The organism is Streptomyces sp. NPDC092369 (assembly GCF_044755245.1).
Taxonomy (GTDB): Bacteria; Actinomycetota; Actinomycetes; order Streptomycetales; family Streptomycetaceae; genus Streptomyces.
In genome coordinates this window covers 1,064,017-1,080,264 of record NZ_JBIVQP010000001.1, presented here as the reverse complement: position 1 = coordinate 1,080,264, position 16,248 = coordinate 1,064,017, and the positions used below count along the sequence as shown (strand labels likewise).

General features: G+C 71.4%; 16 protein-coding genes and 1 tRNA gene. 10 read left to right on the top strand and 7 right to left on the bottom strand.

Annotated elements, in window-relative coordinates; translation table 11 throughout:
* Positions 1 to 45 precede the first annotated feature (45 nt).
* The 7 genes from ACIQI8_RS04805 to ACIQI8_RS04775 all read left to right on the top strand — a co-directional run bounded on the left by ACIQI8_RS04805 (position 46) and on the right by ACIQI8_RS04775 (position 5,504).
* Positions 46 to 948 (top strand): LysR family transcriptional regulator, encoded by a 903-nt coding sequence (locus tag ACIQI8_RS04805; RefSeq protein ID WP_402344953.1) that lies wholly within the window; start codon positions 46 to 48, stop codon positions 946 to 948.
* A 98-nt stretch (positions 949 to 1,046) separates the two neighbouring features.
* A complete protein-coding gene (locus ACIQI8_RS04800) occupies positions 1,047 to 1,628 on the top strand; it encodes a helix-turn-helix domain-containing protein (RefSeq protein WP_402344951.1) in 582 nt (193 codons plus the stop codon).
* Positions 1,625 to 2,161, top strand: coding sequence for a GNAT family N-acetyltransferase (locus ACIQI8_RS04795; protein WP_402344949.1), 537 nt, complete (start codon positions 1,625 to 1,627; stop codon positions 2,159 to 2,161). The genes ACIQI8_RS04800 and ACIQI8_RS04795 overlap by 4 nt, the downstream gene beginning before the upstream one ends.
* 55 nt (positions 2,162 to 2,216) lie before the next feature.
* Positions 2,217 to 2,576: an MmcQ/YjbR family DNA-binding protein gene (locus ACIQI8_RS04790; RefSeq protein ID WP_402344948.1), complete on the top strand. Its 360-nt coding sequence runs from the start codon at positions 2,217 to 2,219 to the stop codon at positions 2,574 to 2,576.
* Between the two features lie 87 nt (positions 2,577 to 2,663).
* A complete protein-coding gene (locus ACIQI8_RS04785) occupies positions 2,664 to 4,025 on the top strand; it encodes an MFS transporter (RefSeq protein ID WP_402344946.1) in 1,362 nt (453 codons plus the stop codon).
* 110 nt (positions 4,026 to 4,135) lie between these two features.
* Positions 4,136 to 4,209 (top strand) — tRNA-Pro (locus tag ACIQI8_RS04780).
* 407 nt (positions 4,210 to 4,616) lie between these two features.
* Complete coding sequence (locus tag ACIQI8_RS04775; RefSeq protein WP_402344944.1) at positions 4,617 to 5,504, top strand: sugar phosphate isomerase/epimerase family protein; 888 nt, start codon at positions 4,617 to 4,619, stop codon at positions 5,502 to 5,504.
* A gap of 157 nt (positions 5,505 to 5,661) precedes the next feature.
* Here the strand turns inward: ACIQI8_RS04775 and ACIQI8_RS04770 are convergent, their stop codons facing one another.
* From ACIQI8_RS04770 to ACIQI8_RS04755, 4 genes are all read right to left on the bottom strand, one after another.
* Entirely contained in the window at positions 5,662 to 7,773 is a 2,112-nt protein-coding gene (locus ACIQI8_RS04770) for a nitrate- and nitrite sensing domain-containing protein (protein ID WP_402344942.1), read from the bottom strand.
* 156 nt (positions 7,774 to 7,929) lie between these two features.
* The gene (locus ACIQI8_RS04765) at positions 7,930 to 8,331 is read right to left on the bottom strand and encodes a hypothetical protein (RefSeq protein ID WP_402344940.1); all 402 of its coding nucleotides are present in this window, start codon (positions 8,329 to 8,331) and stop codon (positions 7,930 to 7,932) included.
* A 148-nt stretch (positions 8,332 to 8,479) separates the two neighbouring features.
* Entirely contained in the window at positions 8,480 to 9,670 is a 1,191-nt protein-coding gene (locus tag ACIQI8_RS04760) for an SPFH domain-containing protein (protein WP_402344938.1), read from the bottom strand.
* A 10-nt stretch (positions 9,671 to 9,680) separates the two neighbouring features.
* Positions 9,681 to 9,932, bottom strand: coding sequence for a hypothetical protein (locus ACIQI8_RS04755; RefSeq protein WP_124002080.1), 252 nt, complete (start codon positions 9,930 to 9,932; stop codon positions 9,681 to 9,683).
* Between the two features lie 349 nt (positions 9,933 to 10,281).
* Between ACIQI8_RS04755 and ACIQI8_RS04750 the strand changes: the two genes are divergently transcribed.
* Both ACIQI8_RS04750 and ACIQI8_RS04745 read left to right on the top strand, forming a co-directional pair.
* Positions 10,282 to 11,469, top strand: coding sequence for a cytochrome P450 (locus tag ACIQI8_RS04750; RefSeq protein WP_402344936.1), 1,188 nt, complete (start codon positions 10,282 to 10,284; stop codon positions 11,467 to 11,469).
* A gap of 62 nt (positions 11,470 to 11,531) precedes the next feature.
* A complete protein-coding gene (locus ACIQI8_RS04745) occupies positions 11,532 to 12,560 on the top strand; it encodes a helix-turn-helix domain-containing protein (protein ID WP_402344933.1) in 1,029 nt (342 codons plus the stop codon).
* Positions 12,561 to 12,741: 181 nt separating this feature from the next.
* On the opposite strand, the gene ACIQI8_RS04740 is transcribed toward ACIQI8_RS04745, so the two are convergent.
* Positions 12,742 to 13,185: an SRPBCC domain-containing protein gene (locus tag ACIQI8_RS04740; RefSeq protein ID WP_402344931.1), complete on the bottom strand. Its 444-nt coding sequence runs from the start codon at positions 13,183 to 13,185 to the stop codon at positions 12,742 to 12,744.
* The gene (locus tag ACIQI8_RS04735; protein WP_402344929.1) at positions 13,185 to 14,108 is read right to left on the bottom strand and encodes an NADP-dependent oxidoreductase; all 924 of its coding nucleotides are present in this window, start codon (positions 14,106 to 14,108) and stop codon (positions 13,185 to 13,187) included. The genes ACIQI8_RS04740 and ACIQI8_RS04735 overlap by 1 nt, the downstream gene beginning before the upstream one ends.
* Before the next feature lie 119 nt (positions 14,109 to 14,227).
* On the opposite strand from ACIQI8_RS04735, the gene ACIQI8_RS04730 reads away from it, so the two are divergent.
* A complete protein-coding gene (locus ACIQI8_RS04730; protein ID WP_402344927.1) occupies positions 14,228 to 14,647 on the top strand; it encodes a winged helix-turn-helix transcriptional regulator in 420 nt (139 codons plus the stop codon).
* A 100-nt stretch (positions 14,648 to 14,747) separates the two neighbouring features.
* Here the strand turns inward: ACIQI8_RS04730 and ACIQI8_RS04725 are convergent, their stop codons facing one another.
* Positions 14,748 to 16,202 (bottom strand): MFS transporter, encoded by a 1,455-nt coding sequence (locus ACIQI8_RS04725; RefSeq protein WP_402344925.1) that lies wholly within the window; start codon positions 16,200 to 16,202, stop codon positions 14,748 to 14,750.
* Between the last annotated feature and the right edge of the window lie 46 nt (positions 16,203 to 16,248).

Genomic DNA, 16,248 nt, shown 5'->3' with positions numbered 1-16,248 from the left:
CGGCGCGTGCCGGGTTCGACGGGCGCGTTTGAGACAATCGATCCCATGATCGAAGCGCGGCGGCTCCACATCCTCCGGGCGGTGGCCGACCACCGCACGGTCACGGCCGCCGCCGCGGCCCTCTACCTCACCCCCTCCGCCGTCTCGCAGCAGCTCGCCGCGCTGGAACAGGAGACGGGCCACCGGCTGGTCGAGCGCGGGGCGAAGGGCGTACGGCTCACCGCCGCCGGCGAGATCCTGCTCGGTCACACCAACGCCGTCCTCGCCCAGCTGGAGCGGGCCGAGGCCGAGCTCGCCGCGTACAGCTCCGGCGCGGCGGGGACGGTGACCGTCGCCTCCTTCGCGACCGGTATCGCCCTGGTCGTGGCGCCGGCGCTGGCCTGGCTCGCCTCGACCGCACCCGGCATCCGGATCCGGGTCCAGGACGCGGAGGGTGACGCCAGCCTCCCGATGGTCCTCGACCGGCAGGTCGACGTCGCGGTCGCCGTGGAGTACCGCGGGGCGCCGGCCGCCGACGACCCCCGGCTGACCCACGTGCCGCTGTACGCCGAGCCCTTCGACGCCGTCGTGCCGGTCTCGCACCACCTCGCAGACACCGCCGAGGTGCCGCTGGCGGAGCTGGCCAAGGACGCGTGGATCGGCCCGTACCCCGGCAACCCCTGTCACGACGTGGTCGTCCTGGCCTGCGAGAGCGCCGGCTTCCAACCCCGGCTCGAACACTCCTCGGACGACTTCCGCGCGGTCGTCGCCCTGGCCTCGGCGGGTGCGGGCGTCGCCCTCGTGCCGCGCTCGGCGCTGATCGGCATGGACCTCGCCGGGGTGGTCGTCCGGCCCGTCGACGGGGTGGCGCCCACGCGTCGGGTCTTCGGGGCCGTACGCCGTGGTGCGGAGGAGCATCCGCTGATCAGGCCGGTGCTGGACGCGCTCGGGGAAGCGGCTCGGGAGTGACTCTCGGCACGGAGGCTCGGGAGTGACTCTCGGCGAGGAGGCTGGGGAGTGAGCCGTACGCAATCCGCGTGATTCATATCCGGGATATCCTCCCGGATATGAAACAGCTCGATGAGGCGGCCACGGACGCCGTCGACGCCCGGCTCGGTGCTCGCCTGGCCGAACTGCGGGCCGAACGCGGTTGGTCCCTGGGGGAGTTGGCGGAGCGCAGCGGCGTCAGCAAGTCCACGCTGTCCCGGGCCGAGCGCGCGGAGATCAGCCCGACCGCCTCCCTGCTCAACCGCCTCTGCGGTGTCTACGGTCGGACCATGTCCCAACTGCTCAGCGAGGTCGAGTCCGAGCCCGCGCTGCTGTTGCGGGCCGCCGAGCAGCCGGTGTGGCAGGACCGGGCCTCCGGTTTCGTACGCCGGTCCGTGTCCCCGCCGCATGCCGGGCTGCGCGGCGAACTCGTCGAGGGGCGGTTGACGGCGGGCGCCGACCTCGCCTACGACCGGCCGCCCGTGCCCGGACTGGAACAGCACATCTGGGTGCTGGAAGGGGCACTGGACGTGACGGCGCAGGAGGTGACGCACCACCTCGACACCGGGGACTGTCTGCGGTTGCGGGTGTGGGGGCCGACCCGGTTCCGGTGCGTGGGCGATGCCGACGTGCGGTATGTCCTGGCGGTGGTCCTGCCGTGATCGTGCAGAGGCTTGGAAGTGGTGAACTGTCCGCGCGGGTAAGGGAGTTGGCCGAGCTGTTGGTCGACACCGTGGACGACGGTGCCTCCGTCGGGTTCCTCGCGCCGCTCGATCGCGCGGAGGCGCTTGCCTGGTGGGAGGAGCGGACGGCGGGCGTGGCCGCCGGTCGACTCGCCGTCTGGGCGGCTCAGGACGGGGACCGGGTCGTCGGGACGGTGAGCCTCGCCTTCCCGGACAAGCCCAACAGCCGTCACCGCGCGGAACTGGTCAAGCTGATGGTGCACCGCGACGCTCGTGGGCGGGGCCTCGGCCGCACCCTCCTCGGCACCGCGGAGGAGGCCGCCGCCGCGGCCGGTATCACCCTCCTCCACCTGGACACGGAGACCGGCAGTCTCGCCGAGCGGCTCTACGGCGGGGCGGGTTGGACCAGGATCGGCGCGATTCCGGACTACGCGGCGGATCCCGGCGGGGTGCTGCGCCCGACGTCGATCTATTACAAGCGGCTGGGAGCGCGCGTACCCGCCGTCAGTTGAGAGGAGCGACGCTCTCACCAGGTGGTTGTCAGTGGGAAGCGCTACGGTGCGAGGCATGCCGGACGCCGAAGACGTACGCCGTGTCGCCCTTGCTCTGCCGGACACGACGGAGAAGATCGCCTGGAACATGCCCACGTTCCGGGTCGCGGGAAAGATGTTCGCCACAGTGCCCGAGGACGAGACCTCCATCGCCGTGCGCTGCCCCAAGGAGGAGCGCGACGAACTGGCCCTCGCCGAACCGGAGAAGTTCTGGATCGCCGACCACGAGGCGCAGTTCGCCTGGGTGCGGGTGCGGTTGTCCGCACTGGAGGACGAGGACGAACTGCGCGACATCCTCGCCGATTCCTGGCGTCAGGCGGCCCCGCCCCGACTGCTCGACATCCATCCCGAGGTGGGACTGCCGGCCGCGGACTGACATCCCCTCGGGCGTTGTCGGTGCCGCGTGGCATGATCCGGAGTTGTGCGTGGCGGGCGGGGAGGGGGACGCGAGGGGATGGCAGGGATGTCGTCACATTCAGGTCCGTCGGCGGACTCGACGGGGGGAACGAGTGCGTCCGGGGCCGCCGGATCGCCGGAGCTGCCCGTGGAGGCCCGGGGGCAACGGCCCGTGTGGTCGCGGGACTTCGCGCTGTTCTTCGTCGCCCGGGCCGTGGCCCGGCTCGGTGACACCATGCTGCCTGTCGCCCTCGCGACGGGCCTGCTCCAGCACGGCTACGGGGTGGGCGCGGTCGGTCTGGCGATGGCCTCGACGGTCGCCGCCTTCGCCGGGCTCGTCGTCTTCGGCGGGGTCATCGCCGACCGGTTCGACACCCGGAAGCTGATGATCGGCGCCGACCTGGTGCGCCTGGGCACCCAGGCACTCGCGGCCGTGCTGTTCTACTCCGGCCACGTCGTCCTGTGGCAGGTCTGCGCGATCGGCTTCGCCAACGGCATCGCGGGAGCCGTCTTCCAGCCCGGCGTCGCAAGCACGGTGCCCCGGCTCGCCTCCGACATCCAGGGCGTGAACGGCGCCATCCGCATCGCCGAGTCCGCGGCCCAACTCGGCGGTCCCGCCGCCGCGGGCCTGCTGGTCGGCTTCGCCTCACCCGGCGGAGTCTTCGCCGCTCACGCCGCCACGTACGCGGTCAGCGCGCTGTGTCTGCTGCTGCTCCGGCTGCCGCCGCTCGCTCCGGACAGCGGTCCGACCGGGCACGGCGGCAGTGCGTTCCGGGCCGATCTGGTCGAGGGCTGGCGGGAGTTCAGGTCCCGTACGTGGCTGTGGGGCGTGATCGCGATCTGGTGCGTGTACATGATCGCCGTATGGGGACCGTCGGTTCCCCTGGTGGCGACGGAGGTCGTGCAGCAGCACGGCCCGCGCGCCTACGGTCTGGTCAACTCCGCGCTCGGCGCGGGCACGGTCGTCGGCGGCCTTCTCGCCCTGCGGCTGAGACCCCGGCGCATGCTCCGCGCCGGCGCGGTCTCCCTGTTCCTCTTCGCGGGCTTCCCGGCGAGCGTGGGGGCCGGCCTCGGCGTCCCCGCCATGGCGGTCGGCGCGGCCTTCGCCGGGGCCGGGATGTCGTTCTGGGGCGTGATGTGGGCGACCAGCGTGCAGACGCAGGTCCCGCCCGACGTCCTCAACCGCATCCACGCGTACGACGTGGCCGGCTCCCTCGCGATGATGCCGGTCGGCCAGGCCCTCGCCGGCCCCGCCGCCTCGGCACTCGGCGCCGACCGGGTCCTCCTCGTCGCGGGCGTCGTGAGCCTCGTCATCCCGGTCGCCCTCCTCGTCGTACCGGCGATCCGCGACCTGGTCCGCGCGGACGTGCCGCCGGCGGGGCCGGGTGTGCGGGCGACACCCGAGCGGGAGTGTCCGCAGCCGGGGTGAAGCGCGGTGCGGCCGTCGTGCGGGACAAAAGGCGTGCGCGACCACCGACCCGAGTGCGGTATTGTTTCCCTGCGTGTTCGGCCGGGGGAAACCCCAGGTCAGACGGGCACCGGGACGTGGCGCAGCTTGGTAGCGCACTTGACTGGGGGTCAAGGGGTCGCAGGTTCAAATCCTGTCGTCCCGACTCGAAGGAGTCGCAGATCAGGGGCGGTTTCGGAGGAATCCGAGACCGCCCCTCGATCATGTCCGGACACTCGCCCCGGTCTCTGGCCACCTTGCCGACCGGCCCACGCGGGGAGGATTCCCAGCAGTCGAGTTCGGCCAGGCGGGAGCGGAGCGAGGCCCGGATGTTCTCGATCCCGCGCCGGGTCCCCGGACCGCGCAGGGAGGAACTGGCCGCGCCGGCGGGCGGCGCCGTAGCTGTGACGCCGGTGATGATGGAAAAAAGATGTGTCCGATGAAGCCATAATGATGGATTCCGCTCTTCAGAAATGCCCTGTGGCCCACCTACCGTTACGGCCAGGTGAACGGCTCGCGCGCGGGCCGCTCGCCGGCCGCCGACCCTGACCGGAATGATCGAAAGGCCACGGCATGACCACCTCACCGCTGAATCGGATCGCCGGCGCCCCCATCTCCTGGGGTGTGTGCGAAGTACCCGGCTGGGGCTACCAGTTGACGCCCGAGCGGGTGCTGAACGAGATGCGTGAGGTCGGTCTGGCCGCCACCGAGTTCGGTCCCGAGGGCTTCCTGCCCGGCGAGCCGGATGCCATGGCCCGGACGCTCGCCGACCACGATCTGCACGCGGTGGGCGGCTTCACCCCGCTGCTGCTGCACGTGCCCGGACACGACCCGCTGCCGGAGGCCGAACAGCTCCTGGCGGGCTACGACGCCTCGAAGGCGGAGGTGCTCGTCCTGTCGGCCGTCACCGGCCAGGACGGCTACGACTCCCGCCCCGAGCTGGACGCCGACGGCTGGAAGCTGCTGCTGTCCAACCTCGACCGGCTCGCCTCGCTGGCCGCCGAGCGCGGTGTGCGCGCGGTCCTGCACCCGCACGTCGGCACGATGATCGAGAACGGCGACGAGGTCCGACGCGTCCTGGAGTACTCGGCGATCTCGCTCTGCCTCGACACCGGCCATCTGCTCATCGGCGGCACCGACCCGGCCGAGCTCACCCGGCAGGCGCCCGAGCGCATCGCCCACACCCACATGAAGGACGTGGACGCCTCCCTCGCGGCCAAGGTCCAGGACGGGCAGCTCAGTTACACCGACGCCGTGCGCAAGGGCATGTACCGCCCGCTGGGCGCGGGCGACGTGGACGTCGAGGCCATCGTCACCCACCTCAGCGCCCGCGGCTACGACGGCTGGTACGTCCTGGAACAGGACACCATCCTGACCGAGGAGCCCACGACGAAGGGCCCCGTCGAGGACGTGTGGGCCAGCGCCGAGCATCTGCGCGCGGTGCTGCGCGGCGTCGCGTAACGACTGGACGATCCGGGCCCCCGTACCGTGCCTGTCGCCTTGTCGATGGAGCCGACCGAGGTGTCCCTGGAGCCCCTGCGCGGAGTGACCAGGAGATTCCGCTCGGTTCACTCGGCTATCACTGGCTCTCGCAGCCTTTTGCGGGCTCCCCGGGTGCTCACTTCCGGTGCGTCGAGGGCTCGTCCCAGGACTCGAAACCGGGGAGCGTGCCGGCCGGGACGGCCAGGGACAGGGTGGTGGAGTCGACGTCGACCGCGGGCTCGGGTGCTCCCGAGATGATCGTGCGGGGGAGCATGACCAGGGCGGTCGTGCCGGTCCCGGAGGCGGCCGGGCGCAGCTGGGCGCGGATGCCGTGCCGGTCGGCGAGCCGGCCGACCACGAACAGACCCATGCGCTGGGAGATCGACACGCCCACGGTGGGCGGGTTGGCCAGCCCGTGGTTGAGTTCCGCCAGCTCCGCCGGGGGCAGACCGATGCCCTGGTCGTGGATCTCGACCATGGTCATACCGTCGGGGAGCCCGGCCGCGGTGACGCGGACCCTCGACTGCGGGGAGGAGAAGACCGTCGCGTTCTCCAGCAGCTCGGCGAGCAGATGCACGAGGTCGGTCACCGCGGGGCCGTTGATCTCGGTCTCCGGGACGCCCGACACCTCGATGCGCTCGTACTGCTCGACCTCCGCGGTCGCGGCCCGGATGACGTCGACCAGAGGAAGGGGGTGGTCCCACTGCTGGGTGGGTTCCTCGCCGCCGAGCACGAGGAGGTTCTCGCCGTTGCGGCGCACCCGGGTGGCGACATGGTCCAGCTTGAAGAGGCTGGCCAACTGGTCCGGGTCGGCCTCCTTGTCCTCCAGGTCGGTGATCAGGGCGAGCTGACGCTCGATCAGGGAGTGGTTGCGGCGGGCCAGGTTGGTGAAGATCGTGTTGAAGTTGCCCCGGACGATGGCCTGTTGGGCGCCGATCCGGACGGCTTCGCGGTGGACGTGGTCAAAGGCGCGGGCGACCTCGCCGATCTCGTCCCGGGTGGTGATGGGGATGGGCTCCACCTCCCGGTCGACGCGCTCGGGCACGCTGCGAGTGAGCCGGTCGAGCGTGGCCGGCAGCCGCTGCTCGGCGATCTCGTGGGCCGCGGCACTGAGTTGGCGCATGCTCCTGCTCATCGTCCGGGCCACCCAGGAGGCGAGGAGCAGCGCGACCAGGATCGACACGAGCACGAGGACGGCGTTGGTGATCGCGTCGTTCCGCGCGTCGTCGGCGATGTCGTGGGCGCCGGCCAGGGCGGTGTCCGAGAGGTTGATCTCGATGCTGCGGTAGGCGTCGAAACCGAGGGTGGAGGCGGCGAAGAAGGAGTCGGGCGTGATGCCCTGCTCGGCCAGCTCCGCGGCCGAACTGCCCGAGCCGATCGCGCTGTTCATCTGCGCCAGACCCGGCGGCGCGACGAAGGTCTCCCCGGCCGCCTTGGCCTTCTGGGCGGCCTGGGCGGTCTGCGCCTTTCCGCGCTCCTCGGCGGCGGCCAGGGCCGCGCGCAGCCGGGTCATGTCGTCGGCGGTGCCGGCCCCGGCGTACTCCTGGAGCGCGACCTGTTCGAGATAGACGTAGGAGTTGAACGAGCCAAGCTGGGCCTGCAGTTCGCCCGGGGCGAGGGTGCTGCGGTCCTCCACGAGGAGGTGGACGCCGATGGAGCGGATCAGGGACTCGGCGGCCTGGGTGAGGGACATGGCGTAGAGGGTGCGGCCGAAGCTCGCCTGGTTGCTGCTGCCGAAGCCCAGTTCGTTGGAGATCTCCATGAGGGGGTGCTGGATGGCGTGGTAGCTCTCCTCCGTCCGCACGCCCTTGAGCTGGGAGGTGAAGGCCTGCGCGCGCACGGTCGGGAGCAACTGCTCGCCGGCGCGGACGAGTTGGACCCGGCGCAGCAGCCCGGGTGTCTTCGGCATGCGGGCCACCGCACGGTCGAACGCCACCGCGTCCGCGTCGGTGATCCGGCGGGCCTCGGTGACCGTGCTCGACGTCCTGTCGCCGTTCAGCAGGGGAGCGACCGAGACGTCCCGCTCGTTGATCGCGTCGCTCGCGTACTTGTTGGCCGCCTGGACCAACTCCGCCACCCGGACGGCGTCGTCGGCCGCCTGCCAGGTGTCCACCGAGTTCCGCACCCGCAGGCCGCCCAGTACGAGGGCGACGAGCACCGGAACGAGCAGGATGGCGTGCAGCTTCTGTGCCACGCGCCAGTTGCGGACGAAGGGCAGTCGGCGGGCGGGGCGTGAGGTCGTGGGCAAGGTGGTCCTATCGGGTGCAGGATCGCCGGTGCGAGGTGGTGCGGTCGGTCGGAGTCGATGCGGGACCGGCGCTGTGCGCACGAGCCTGAGCGATTTCTAGCACCGGGGGATCGATTTTGATTGCGCTTTCTACGAAATGGGACGCACGCCATCCGTTCAGGACCAGGTCCATACCTGGTTGACGCTGCCCGCGCAGGCCCAGCCCTGGACCGGTTGGCCGTTGCTGCCGACCGCGTCGGCATCCGCCTCCAGAGACAGGTGCGCGCCCCGACTGACGACGATGTACGTGGAGGCCTGACCGGGCACGCGATACAGCGCCCACTTCTGCGTGGCCGTGCCTTTGCACCCCTGCGAGCCGACCTCGCGCTCGAAACGCTTCCGGAACAGCGGGTCCTCGGCGTAGACCCGGCCCATGCCGCCGCTGCCGAGCACGGAGACCAAGTGGTAGGGGCCGACCCGCCGGGGATCGTTCCTCCGCAGCGGGATCACGGGCGGCGGATCCATGCCGGCCGCCGCATAGGCCAACGTCTCCGACCGGCTGCGGTCTTGGTCTGGCATGGGGTTCCTGGTCTCTCGCGTGACGCGTGGGACGGCGAGAGTAGCGCAGAAAATGGGTATCAACTGCACTTATGATAAGGGTCAGTTGATGGGGCCCCGCCATCGGTCCGCACCGATGCCGGGGCCCCAGGACCAACGAGAACCGCGCCTACTCGGCGTCGCGCGGCTTGTCCTCCTTGGCGGCTTCGCCGTCCGCTTCCGGCGTGCGCAGGTAACCCTGAAGCTCCAGCAGCCCATTGGCGGGACGGCCGTCGGAGTTCTGTCCGTTGAGGTTCTGGCGGACCGAGTCCAGGATCGTCAGGCCCTGCGCGACCAGACCGGCCGCGATCTCACCGAGTCCGTCCGCGCCGTTGAGGACGTTGACGTTGGCACCGGCCAGACCGCCCGCCGCCTCCTTCACGATCTGCGGGAGCTGGTCGATCAGCATCCGGTCGAGCGCGACCCGGTCGTAGGAGGAGGCCGCCTCGGCCTGGATCTTCATCCGCTCCGCCTCGGCGATGGCGAGCAGCTTGATCCGCTGGGCCTCCGCCTCGGCCGGCTTCACGATCTCGGCGACCAGCTGCTGCTGACGCAACTGGGCCTGGCGCTGGGCCAGTTCGGTCTGCGCGGCCAGCACCTCCTGCTGGGCGTGCGCCTGGGCCAGCGGACCGGCCTGGGCGGCCTGCGCCTGCGCCCGGTCCACCTCGGCGGAGTACTCCGCCTTGACGATCGCGGTCTGCCGGGCGTACTCGGCCTGGTTGCGGGCCGCGACCTGCTCCGCCTCGACCGAGGCCTGCGTGGCCTGCGCCTGCGCGATCTGCGCCTGGCGCTGGATGGCGGCCTTGTGCGGAGCGGACATCGCGTCGATGTACCCCGTGGCGCCGTCGTCGATCGACTGGATCTGGAGCGAGTCGACGATGAGCCCGATCTTCGCCATCTCGACCTTCGAGGTGTCCAGGACCTCCGCGGCGAGCTTCTGCCGCTCGGTGACGATCTCCTCGACCGTCATCGAGCCGATGATGGAACGCAGGTGACCGGCGAAGATCCGGCCCGTCAACACCGACATCTGGTCCTGGTCGGACAGGAAGCGCTGGCCCGCGTTGATGATGCTCTCGGTGTCGTTGCCGACCTTGAACGCGATCACGGCGCGGACGTGCAGCGCGATGCCCTGCCTGGTCACACAGGTCTCGGTGACCTCGGCCTCGCACATCGACAGCGTGAGGAAGCGAGTCTTGCGGAAGACCGGCAGCACGAACTTTCCGTGCCCCGTGACCACCCGGAACGGCGCGCCCCCCAGACCCCGTCGCCCGCCCGAGATCAACATCGCCTCGTCGGGGGCGGGAACGCGGTAACCGAACATGTTGTACTCCTCAACCTGCGCCGTCGGCGTCGCCGTCCAGCGCGTCCAGTGGATCGACCCACTCGATGACCTCGACCTCGCGACAGCCGCGGGACTCGACCACGAGCACGGTGGCCCCCTTCGGAAGGGGCTGTGAGGACCAGGCGAGGAAGGTCTCGGAGCCGCCTCTGACCCGCACCAGGATCTCGCCGGGCCCCGCGGCTCCGCGCGTGGGGAGGAGCAGTTCCCCGGTACAGCCGATCACGGCCTCGTCCTGCTGCATCGACGGCGGCCTCCCCTCGTTCTGGCCCTTGACCTCCGACGATAGTCCTCTCCGGGCCGGTGGCCTACGCTCCGGTAGGTTCGGTCCTCGTGGACGTCCGCCGCACGTCTCGACAGGGGCTGGCGGCGGTCTCCCGAGCGGGCTGTGGCTTACTGGATCCATGCGCGACCACAGCGAGGCCCGACCGACGACTTCCGCGATGTCACCGGCCGTGTCACCGGCGAATCCCACCCCGCCACCGGCTGTGTCACCGGCGAATCCCGCCACGTCCCCGGCTGTGGCACCGGCGAATCCCACCCCGCCACCGGCCGTGTCACCGGCGAATCCCGCCACACCCCTAGCTGTGCCGTTGGCGACCCCTGCCCCGCCCCCGGCCGGTTTCCCGCTCGGCTCCGCCACCACGATCGCGGAGCTGGAACGGGACCCGCACCCGCGTCTCGCCCTGCTGCGCGAGCACGAACCGGTCTCCTGGATACCGGAGTTGGGCGGCTGGACGGTCACCCGCCGGGACCTGGCGATGCGCGTGATGCGCGACCCGGTCACCTTCACCGTGGACGACCCCCGCTTCTCCACCGCCCAGGTCGTCGGACCGAGCATGCTCTCGCTCGACGGCCCCGCGCACAAACGCCACCGAGAGCCCTTCACCGACCCCTTCCGGGTCCGGGACGTCCACACCCGCTTCAACGAGTTCGTCGAGCGGGAGAGCGGCCGGCTCGTCGACGCGATCAAGCCCCGGGGCAGCGCGGAACTGCGCCGGCAGGTGGCAGGACCGCTCGCCGTGGCCGTCGTCGCCGAATCCCTCGGCCTGCTCGGCGCGGACCCCAAGGAGATCCTGACCTGGTACGACGCCATGGTGAGCGCGGTCTCCGACCTCACCGTGGGCGAACCCGCCGACCCCGCGGCCGGTGCCGCCTTCGCGCAGCTGGAGGCCAGCGTCGGGGCCACGGTCGCCGCCCGCAACGAGGGCTCCGTACTGGTCGAGGCGGCCCGCGACGGACGCCTGGAGCTGCCGGAGGTGGCCTCCAACGCGGCGGTGCTCATGTTCGGCGGCATCGAGACCACCGAGGGCATGATCACCAACGCCGTGCTGCACCTGCTGCGCGACCCGGCCCAACTCGCCCTCGTGCGCGCCGATCCCGACCTGATCGACGCGGCCGTGGAGGAGTCGCTGCGCCTCGAACCCGCGGCGGCCGTGGTGGACCGCTACGCCACCGCCGACGTCGAACTCGGCGGCGCCCGCATCCGCCGCGGCGATCTCGTCAGCGTGTCGATCGCCGGCGCCAACCGGGACCCGGCCGTCTTCACCGACCCCGACCGCTTCGACCTGCGGCGCGACAACGCCCGCCTCCAACTGGCCTTCGCCCACGGACCGCACTTCTGCCTCGGCGCGCACCTGGCCCGCCTGGAGACCAGGGTCTGCATCCGTCACCTCCTGGACCGCCTGCCGGACCTGCGCCTGGACCCGTCGGCACCGGCCGAGGCGCGCGGCCTGGTCTTCCGCAAGCCGCAGGAGCTGCGGGTGCGCTGGACTCGGTAGCCATGCGCGGGCAGGGGACAGCGCAGGGCGTCTTCCCGGAACCGTGTGATTGACTGACCGCCGTGCTGCACGAGTCGGTCTTCCGTACCGAGGAACTGCCGGTCGGCGACCGGTTCGAGGCGTGGACCGAGCGGCTGGGCCGCACCCACGCACCCATGGAGCTGGACAGCGACCGCGCGGCCGACTACCGCGGGCACCAGCGCCTGATCGGCCTCGGGGACGTCACGATCTGGCCCGCCAGCTTCGACCAACTCGTCTTCCGGCGCACCCCGAAGCTGGTGCGCCGGTCCGACCCGGAGGTCTACCACCTCTCCCTGCTGCGCCGCGGGACAGGAGCGGCCAGCTGGGGCCGGGAGCACACTGCCTACGAGGTCGGCGACATCCACACCAACTGCTCGTCACGGGCGTACGAGATAGCTACCGGATCCGAGCCGGTCAGCATCGTCGGCATCGAAGTCCCGCGCACACTCGTGGCGTTGCCCGCGCGCAGTGCGGACCGGGTGATCGGCTCCCGGATCTCCGGCCGGGAGGGGATGGGCGCGCTACTGGCCCAGTTCCTCGGCCAGTTGGCGGCGGACACCAGCCCCTACGCACCCTCGGACGCACCCCGGCTCGGCAACGTCGTCGTCGATCTGGTCACCGCGCTCTTCGCCCATGCCCTGGACGCGGAGGGCCAGTTGGCGCCGGAGACGCACACCCGCGCCCTGACCCTGCGGATCAAGGACTTCATCCGGCGCCACCTCGACGACCCGGAGCTCACGCCCGCCCGGGTGGCCGCCGCACACCACATCTCGCGCAGCTATCTGTACCGCCTCTTCCAGGCCGAGGGCCTCGCCGTGTCCGCCTACATCCGCGACCGGCGCCTGGCCGGTGCCCACCGCGATCTCGCCGATCCGGCGCTGAGCGCGCTGCCGGTGCACGCGGTGGGGGCACGCTGGGGCTTCCCGCGGGCCGCCGAGTTCAGCCGTGCCTTCCGTACCGCCCACGGCGTCACGCCGGGCGCCTTCCGTGAACGGGCGCGGTCCGAGGAGGCCGGAGGCAGTGAGCCCGGTGCCGACCAGGGGCTGAGCCGAACGACAGCCCCCAGGTGAGGCGGTGGACGCGGTGCCAACCAGTTGTGGACCGTGTGCCAACGACAGGGGAGCCGACGGCCGCGCATGCTGGTGATCACCGCGGTGGACGTGCGCGGGAGCAGGGAACGTGCCAGGACCGTGGGGGAGTCCTGGCACCTCCCGCCCGGGACCGTGAACCCGCCCTCGTCGACCGACCGTCTCAGCCGGACAGACCCGTCACGCGGGCGCGCAGCGCCGCACCATTGCGGGCGTACTCCTCTTTGAGCAGATCGAGTGTCGGGACGAGTTCGGCGGCGGCCGGGCCGAGGAACTCCTCGGAGTCCGTGAGTTCGGTGCCGCCGTCCGGCTGAGGGGTGAGCACGAACGAGTGCCTGCCGAGGAGGGTGTCGAGCGACCCGCCCTCCCAGACCAGCCGGCGTGGGGCCCGCGCTTCGACGATCCGCAGAGCGACGTCCTGCCCGGCGGTGTCGCCGCGCGTGACGTGGGCCGGCAACTCGGCTCCCACCACGGCCTGTTCGGGCTTCGCCTCGAAGGACAGGACCGGGTGCCACTGCCCGTACTCGTCGAACGCCACCAGCACGCGCCAGACGTCCTCCACCGGAGCGGAGATCCTGGTCACCGCCGTGACGACAGCGGCTTCCATCACGGCACCAGCACGATCCGGCCGCGCAGGCCGCCCGCGGCGAGCCGGGTGTGGGCCTCGGTGGCCTGCGAGAGCGGGAAGACCGGCCCCACCCGCGGTGTGAGCACACCGGCCTCGGCGAGCGCGGAGACGTAGGAGAGACGGGTCGCGTCGGGACCGGCGGAGGTGTGGCGCACCACCACGCCCCGCTCCGGAGCCGGCAGCACGTCGACCCGCACGCTCACGAAGATGCCGCCGTCGCGGACGGCCGCCAGCGCGGGGGCGCCCAGGGCCGCCGCGTCGAGCACTCCGTCCACGCCCTCCGGCACCAACCGGCGTACCGCCGCGCTCAGTTCCTCGTCGCGCGACACGAACCACCTGGCGCCGAGACCGCGGAGGAACTCCTCGTCCTCGGGCCGCCCCTGCGCGACGATCCGCAGGCCCCGGGTCCGGGCCAGTTCGAGGGCGTAGCCGCCGACGGCTCCGGCGGCGCCCGTGATCAGCAGGGTGTCGCGGGGGCGCAGCGGGAGGTGCTCGAGCGCCTGCACGGCGGTCGTCGCGTTGAGCGGGATCGTCGCCGCGAGCGTCAGGTCCATGCCCTCCGGGGCGGGGGCGAGGGAGTTGAGCTCGGTCACGAGGTATTCGGCCTGGGCCTTCGTGGGCCGCAGCACGGGGGCGTGGAAGACGATCACCGGAGTGCCGACCTCCAGGAGGACACCCGCGCCGACCGCGTCGATCGTGCCGGCGGCGTCCAGACCGAGACCGATGTACTCGACCTCGTCCAACGGCCCGAAGAACCCGCCCCACACGGCCGCGTCGGCGGGGTTGAGCGCGGCGGCCGCGACCTTGACCCGGACCTCGAAGGGGCCCGGTTCCGGGAGCGGGACCTCCACGACCTCGACGGCCTCGGGTCCACCGATCTTCTTCACCACTGCTGCACGCATGATCTTCGCTCGTCCCTTTGCATGGTCGAAAGCCTCGAACTCCACGAACGCTAGGGGAGTTACGATCGATTGGTAAGTAGGCACTTTTAAGTGCGTTGCGCTCCCGACAGGAGACCCCGATGGCCACCAAGGCGAGGCCGGCACGCGAGATCGAGCCGGGAACGTACGAGGCGTACATGCACGACTGCCCGGCGGTGGCCTTGCTCTCCACGATCAGCAACCGATGGGTCAGCCTGACGATGTGCACCCTGGGGTCGTACGGCGAGGCGATGCGGTACAGCCACATCAGCCGCGAGATCCCCGGTGTCAGCCAGAAGATGCTCACTCAGACTCTGCGCATGCTGGAGCGCGACGGCATGGTGAAGCGCACGGCCACCCCGACCGTGCCGGTGCGTGTCGACTACGAACTCACCCCGCTCGGGCAGGGTCTCTACGGTCTGCTGTCGCAGGTGCGCGACTGGGCGGCCGACAAGACCGACGAGGTCGACGAGGCGCGAGCGCGCTACGACACCCGGAAGACCGAGCCGGCGGAGGCGTAACGTACTTCGAAGTGCCTGCTCAGGGATCGGCAGCGCCTTCGTTGAGGTGGATGCTGTCCGGTGTTCGTTGCGTTCCTGTTCGCAAATGACGATCGCTCGCTCAGGCCTCGTCGGACTCCTGTCCGGCCGGCCGGACCTCGCGCGGGATGCCGAGGGCGCACACCGCGCCGGCCAGGACCACGGCGACGCCGACCCACACCGCGGGACGCAGCCCGTCGACGAACTGCCCGGGATCGCGCGTGCTGCCGTGCGCGACGAACACCGTGCTGAGTACGGCGATGCCGAGCGCGCCACCGATCTCCCGGACGGTCGTGTTGGCGCCGGACGCCTTGCCCGCGTGCTCCTTGGCGACCGAGCCGAGGACGACCGCGGCCGTCGGCGCGAAGACGAAGCCCATGCCGATCCCGGCGACGATCATCGGACCGACGAGGGAGGGGTACGCGGTGTCGGTGTCGGTGACCAGGTTGATCCAGCCCAGGCCCACGCCCTGGAGGAAGAGGCCGAGCGCCATCAGCCGGCCCCCGCCGACCTTGTCGGTGAGCAGCCCGGCGACCGGGGCCACGAACATCGGCATCAGCGTCCAGGCCAGCGTGCGGACACCGGCCTCCAGCGGAGTGCGCGGCGGCACGATCTGGAGGTACTGGGCGAGCAGGAACAGGGAGCCGAAGACGCCGAAGTACATGGCCGCCGAGACGACGTTGGTGAGCGTGAAGGCCCGCACCCGGTAGAAGGACAGCGGCAGCATCGGCTCGGGCACCCGCGCCTCCCGGGCGGCGAAGGCGGCCAGCAGGACGGCACCGCCCGCGAACGCGCCCAGCACCTTCGCCGAGGTCCAGCCCGCCGGCTCGCCGTGCACGATCGCCCACACCACCGCGCACAGCCCGGCCGCCGCGAGGACCACGCCCAGCAGGTCGAGCCGGACCCCGGGCAGGGAGCTCTCCCGCAGGGCGTACAGAGCCAGCGGAATGGCGACGGCACAGACCGGCACGTTGATCCAGAAGATCCACTGCCAGTCCAGTCCCTCGACCACCGCTCCGCCGACCACGGGGCCCATCGCCACTGCGAGTCCGCTCACCCCGGACCAGACGCCCAGCGCGAGCCCGCGCAGCCGGTCGGGTACCGCCTGGGAGAGCAGGGTCAGCGACAGGGGCATCACGGCCGCCGCGCCGAAGCCCTGGACCGTACGGAAAGTGATCAACTCGGCGCTGGTGTCGGACAGTCCGCAGCCGACCGAGGCCAGGGTGAACACGGCGATGCCGACGACGAAGACGGTCCGGCGGCCGAACCGGTCGCCCAGCGCGGCACCGGTCATCAACAGGCAGGCGAAGCTGAGCACATAGGCGTTCACGAACCACTGCAGCTCCTGCGTGCTCGCCCGCAGGTCGACGGCGAGGGTGTGCAGGGCCGTGGAGACGACGAGGTTGTCGAGCGCGACCATGAACATGGGGACGCTGCAGGCCAGGATCGCCAGCCACAGCGGGGTGCGCCGGCCGGCGGCGCGGGGTGGTGCGGTGACCGGCTCGGTGCGGGCCGGGTTCTGCTCGGACAGGGACATGGCAGGGGAATCTCCTAGCGCACGTGAAGACCGGGGGCCTACTTGT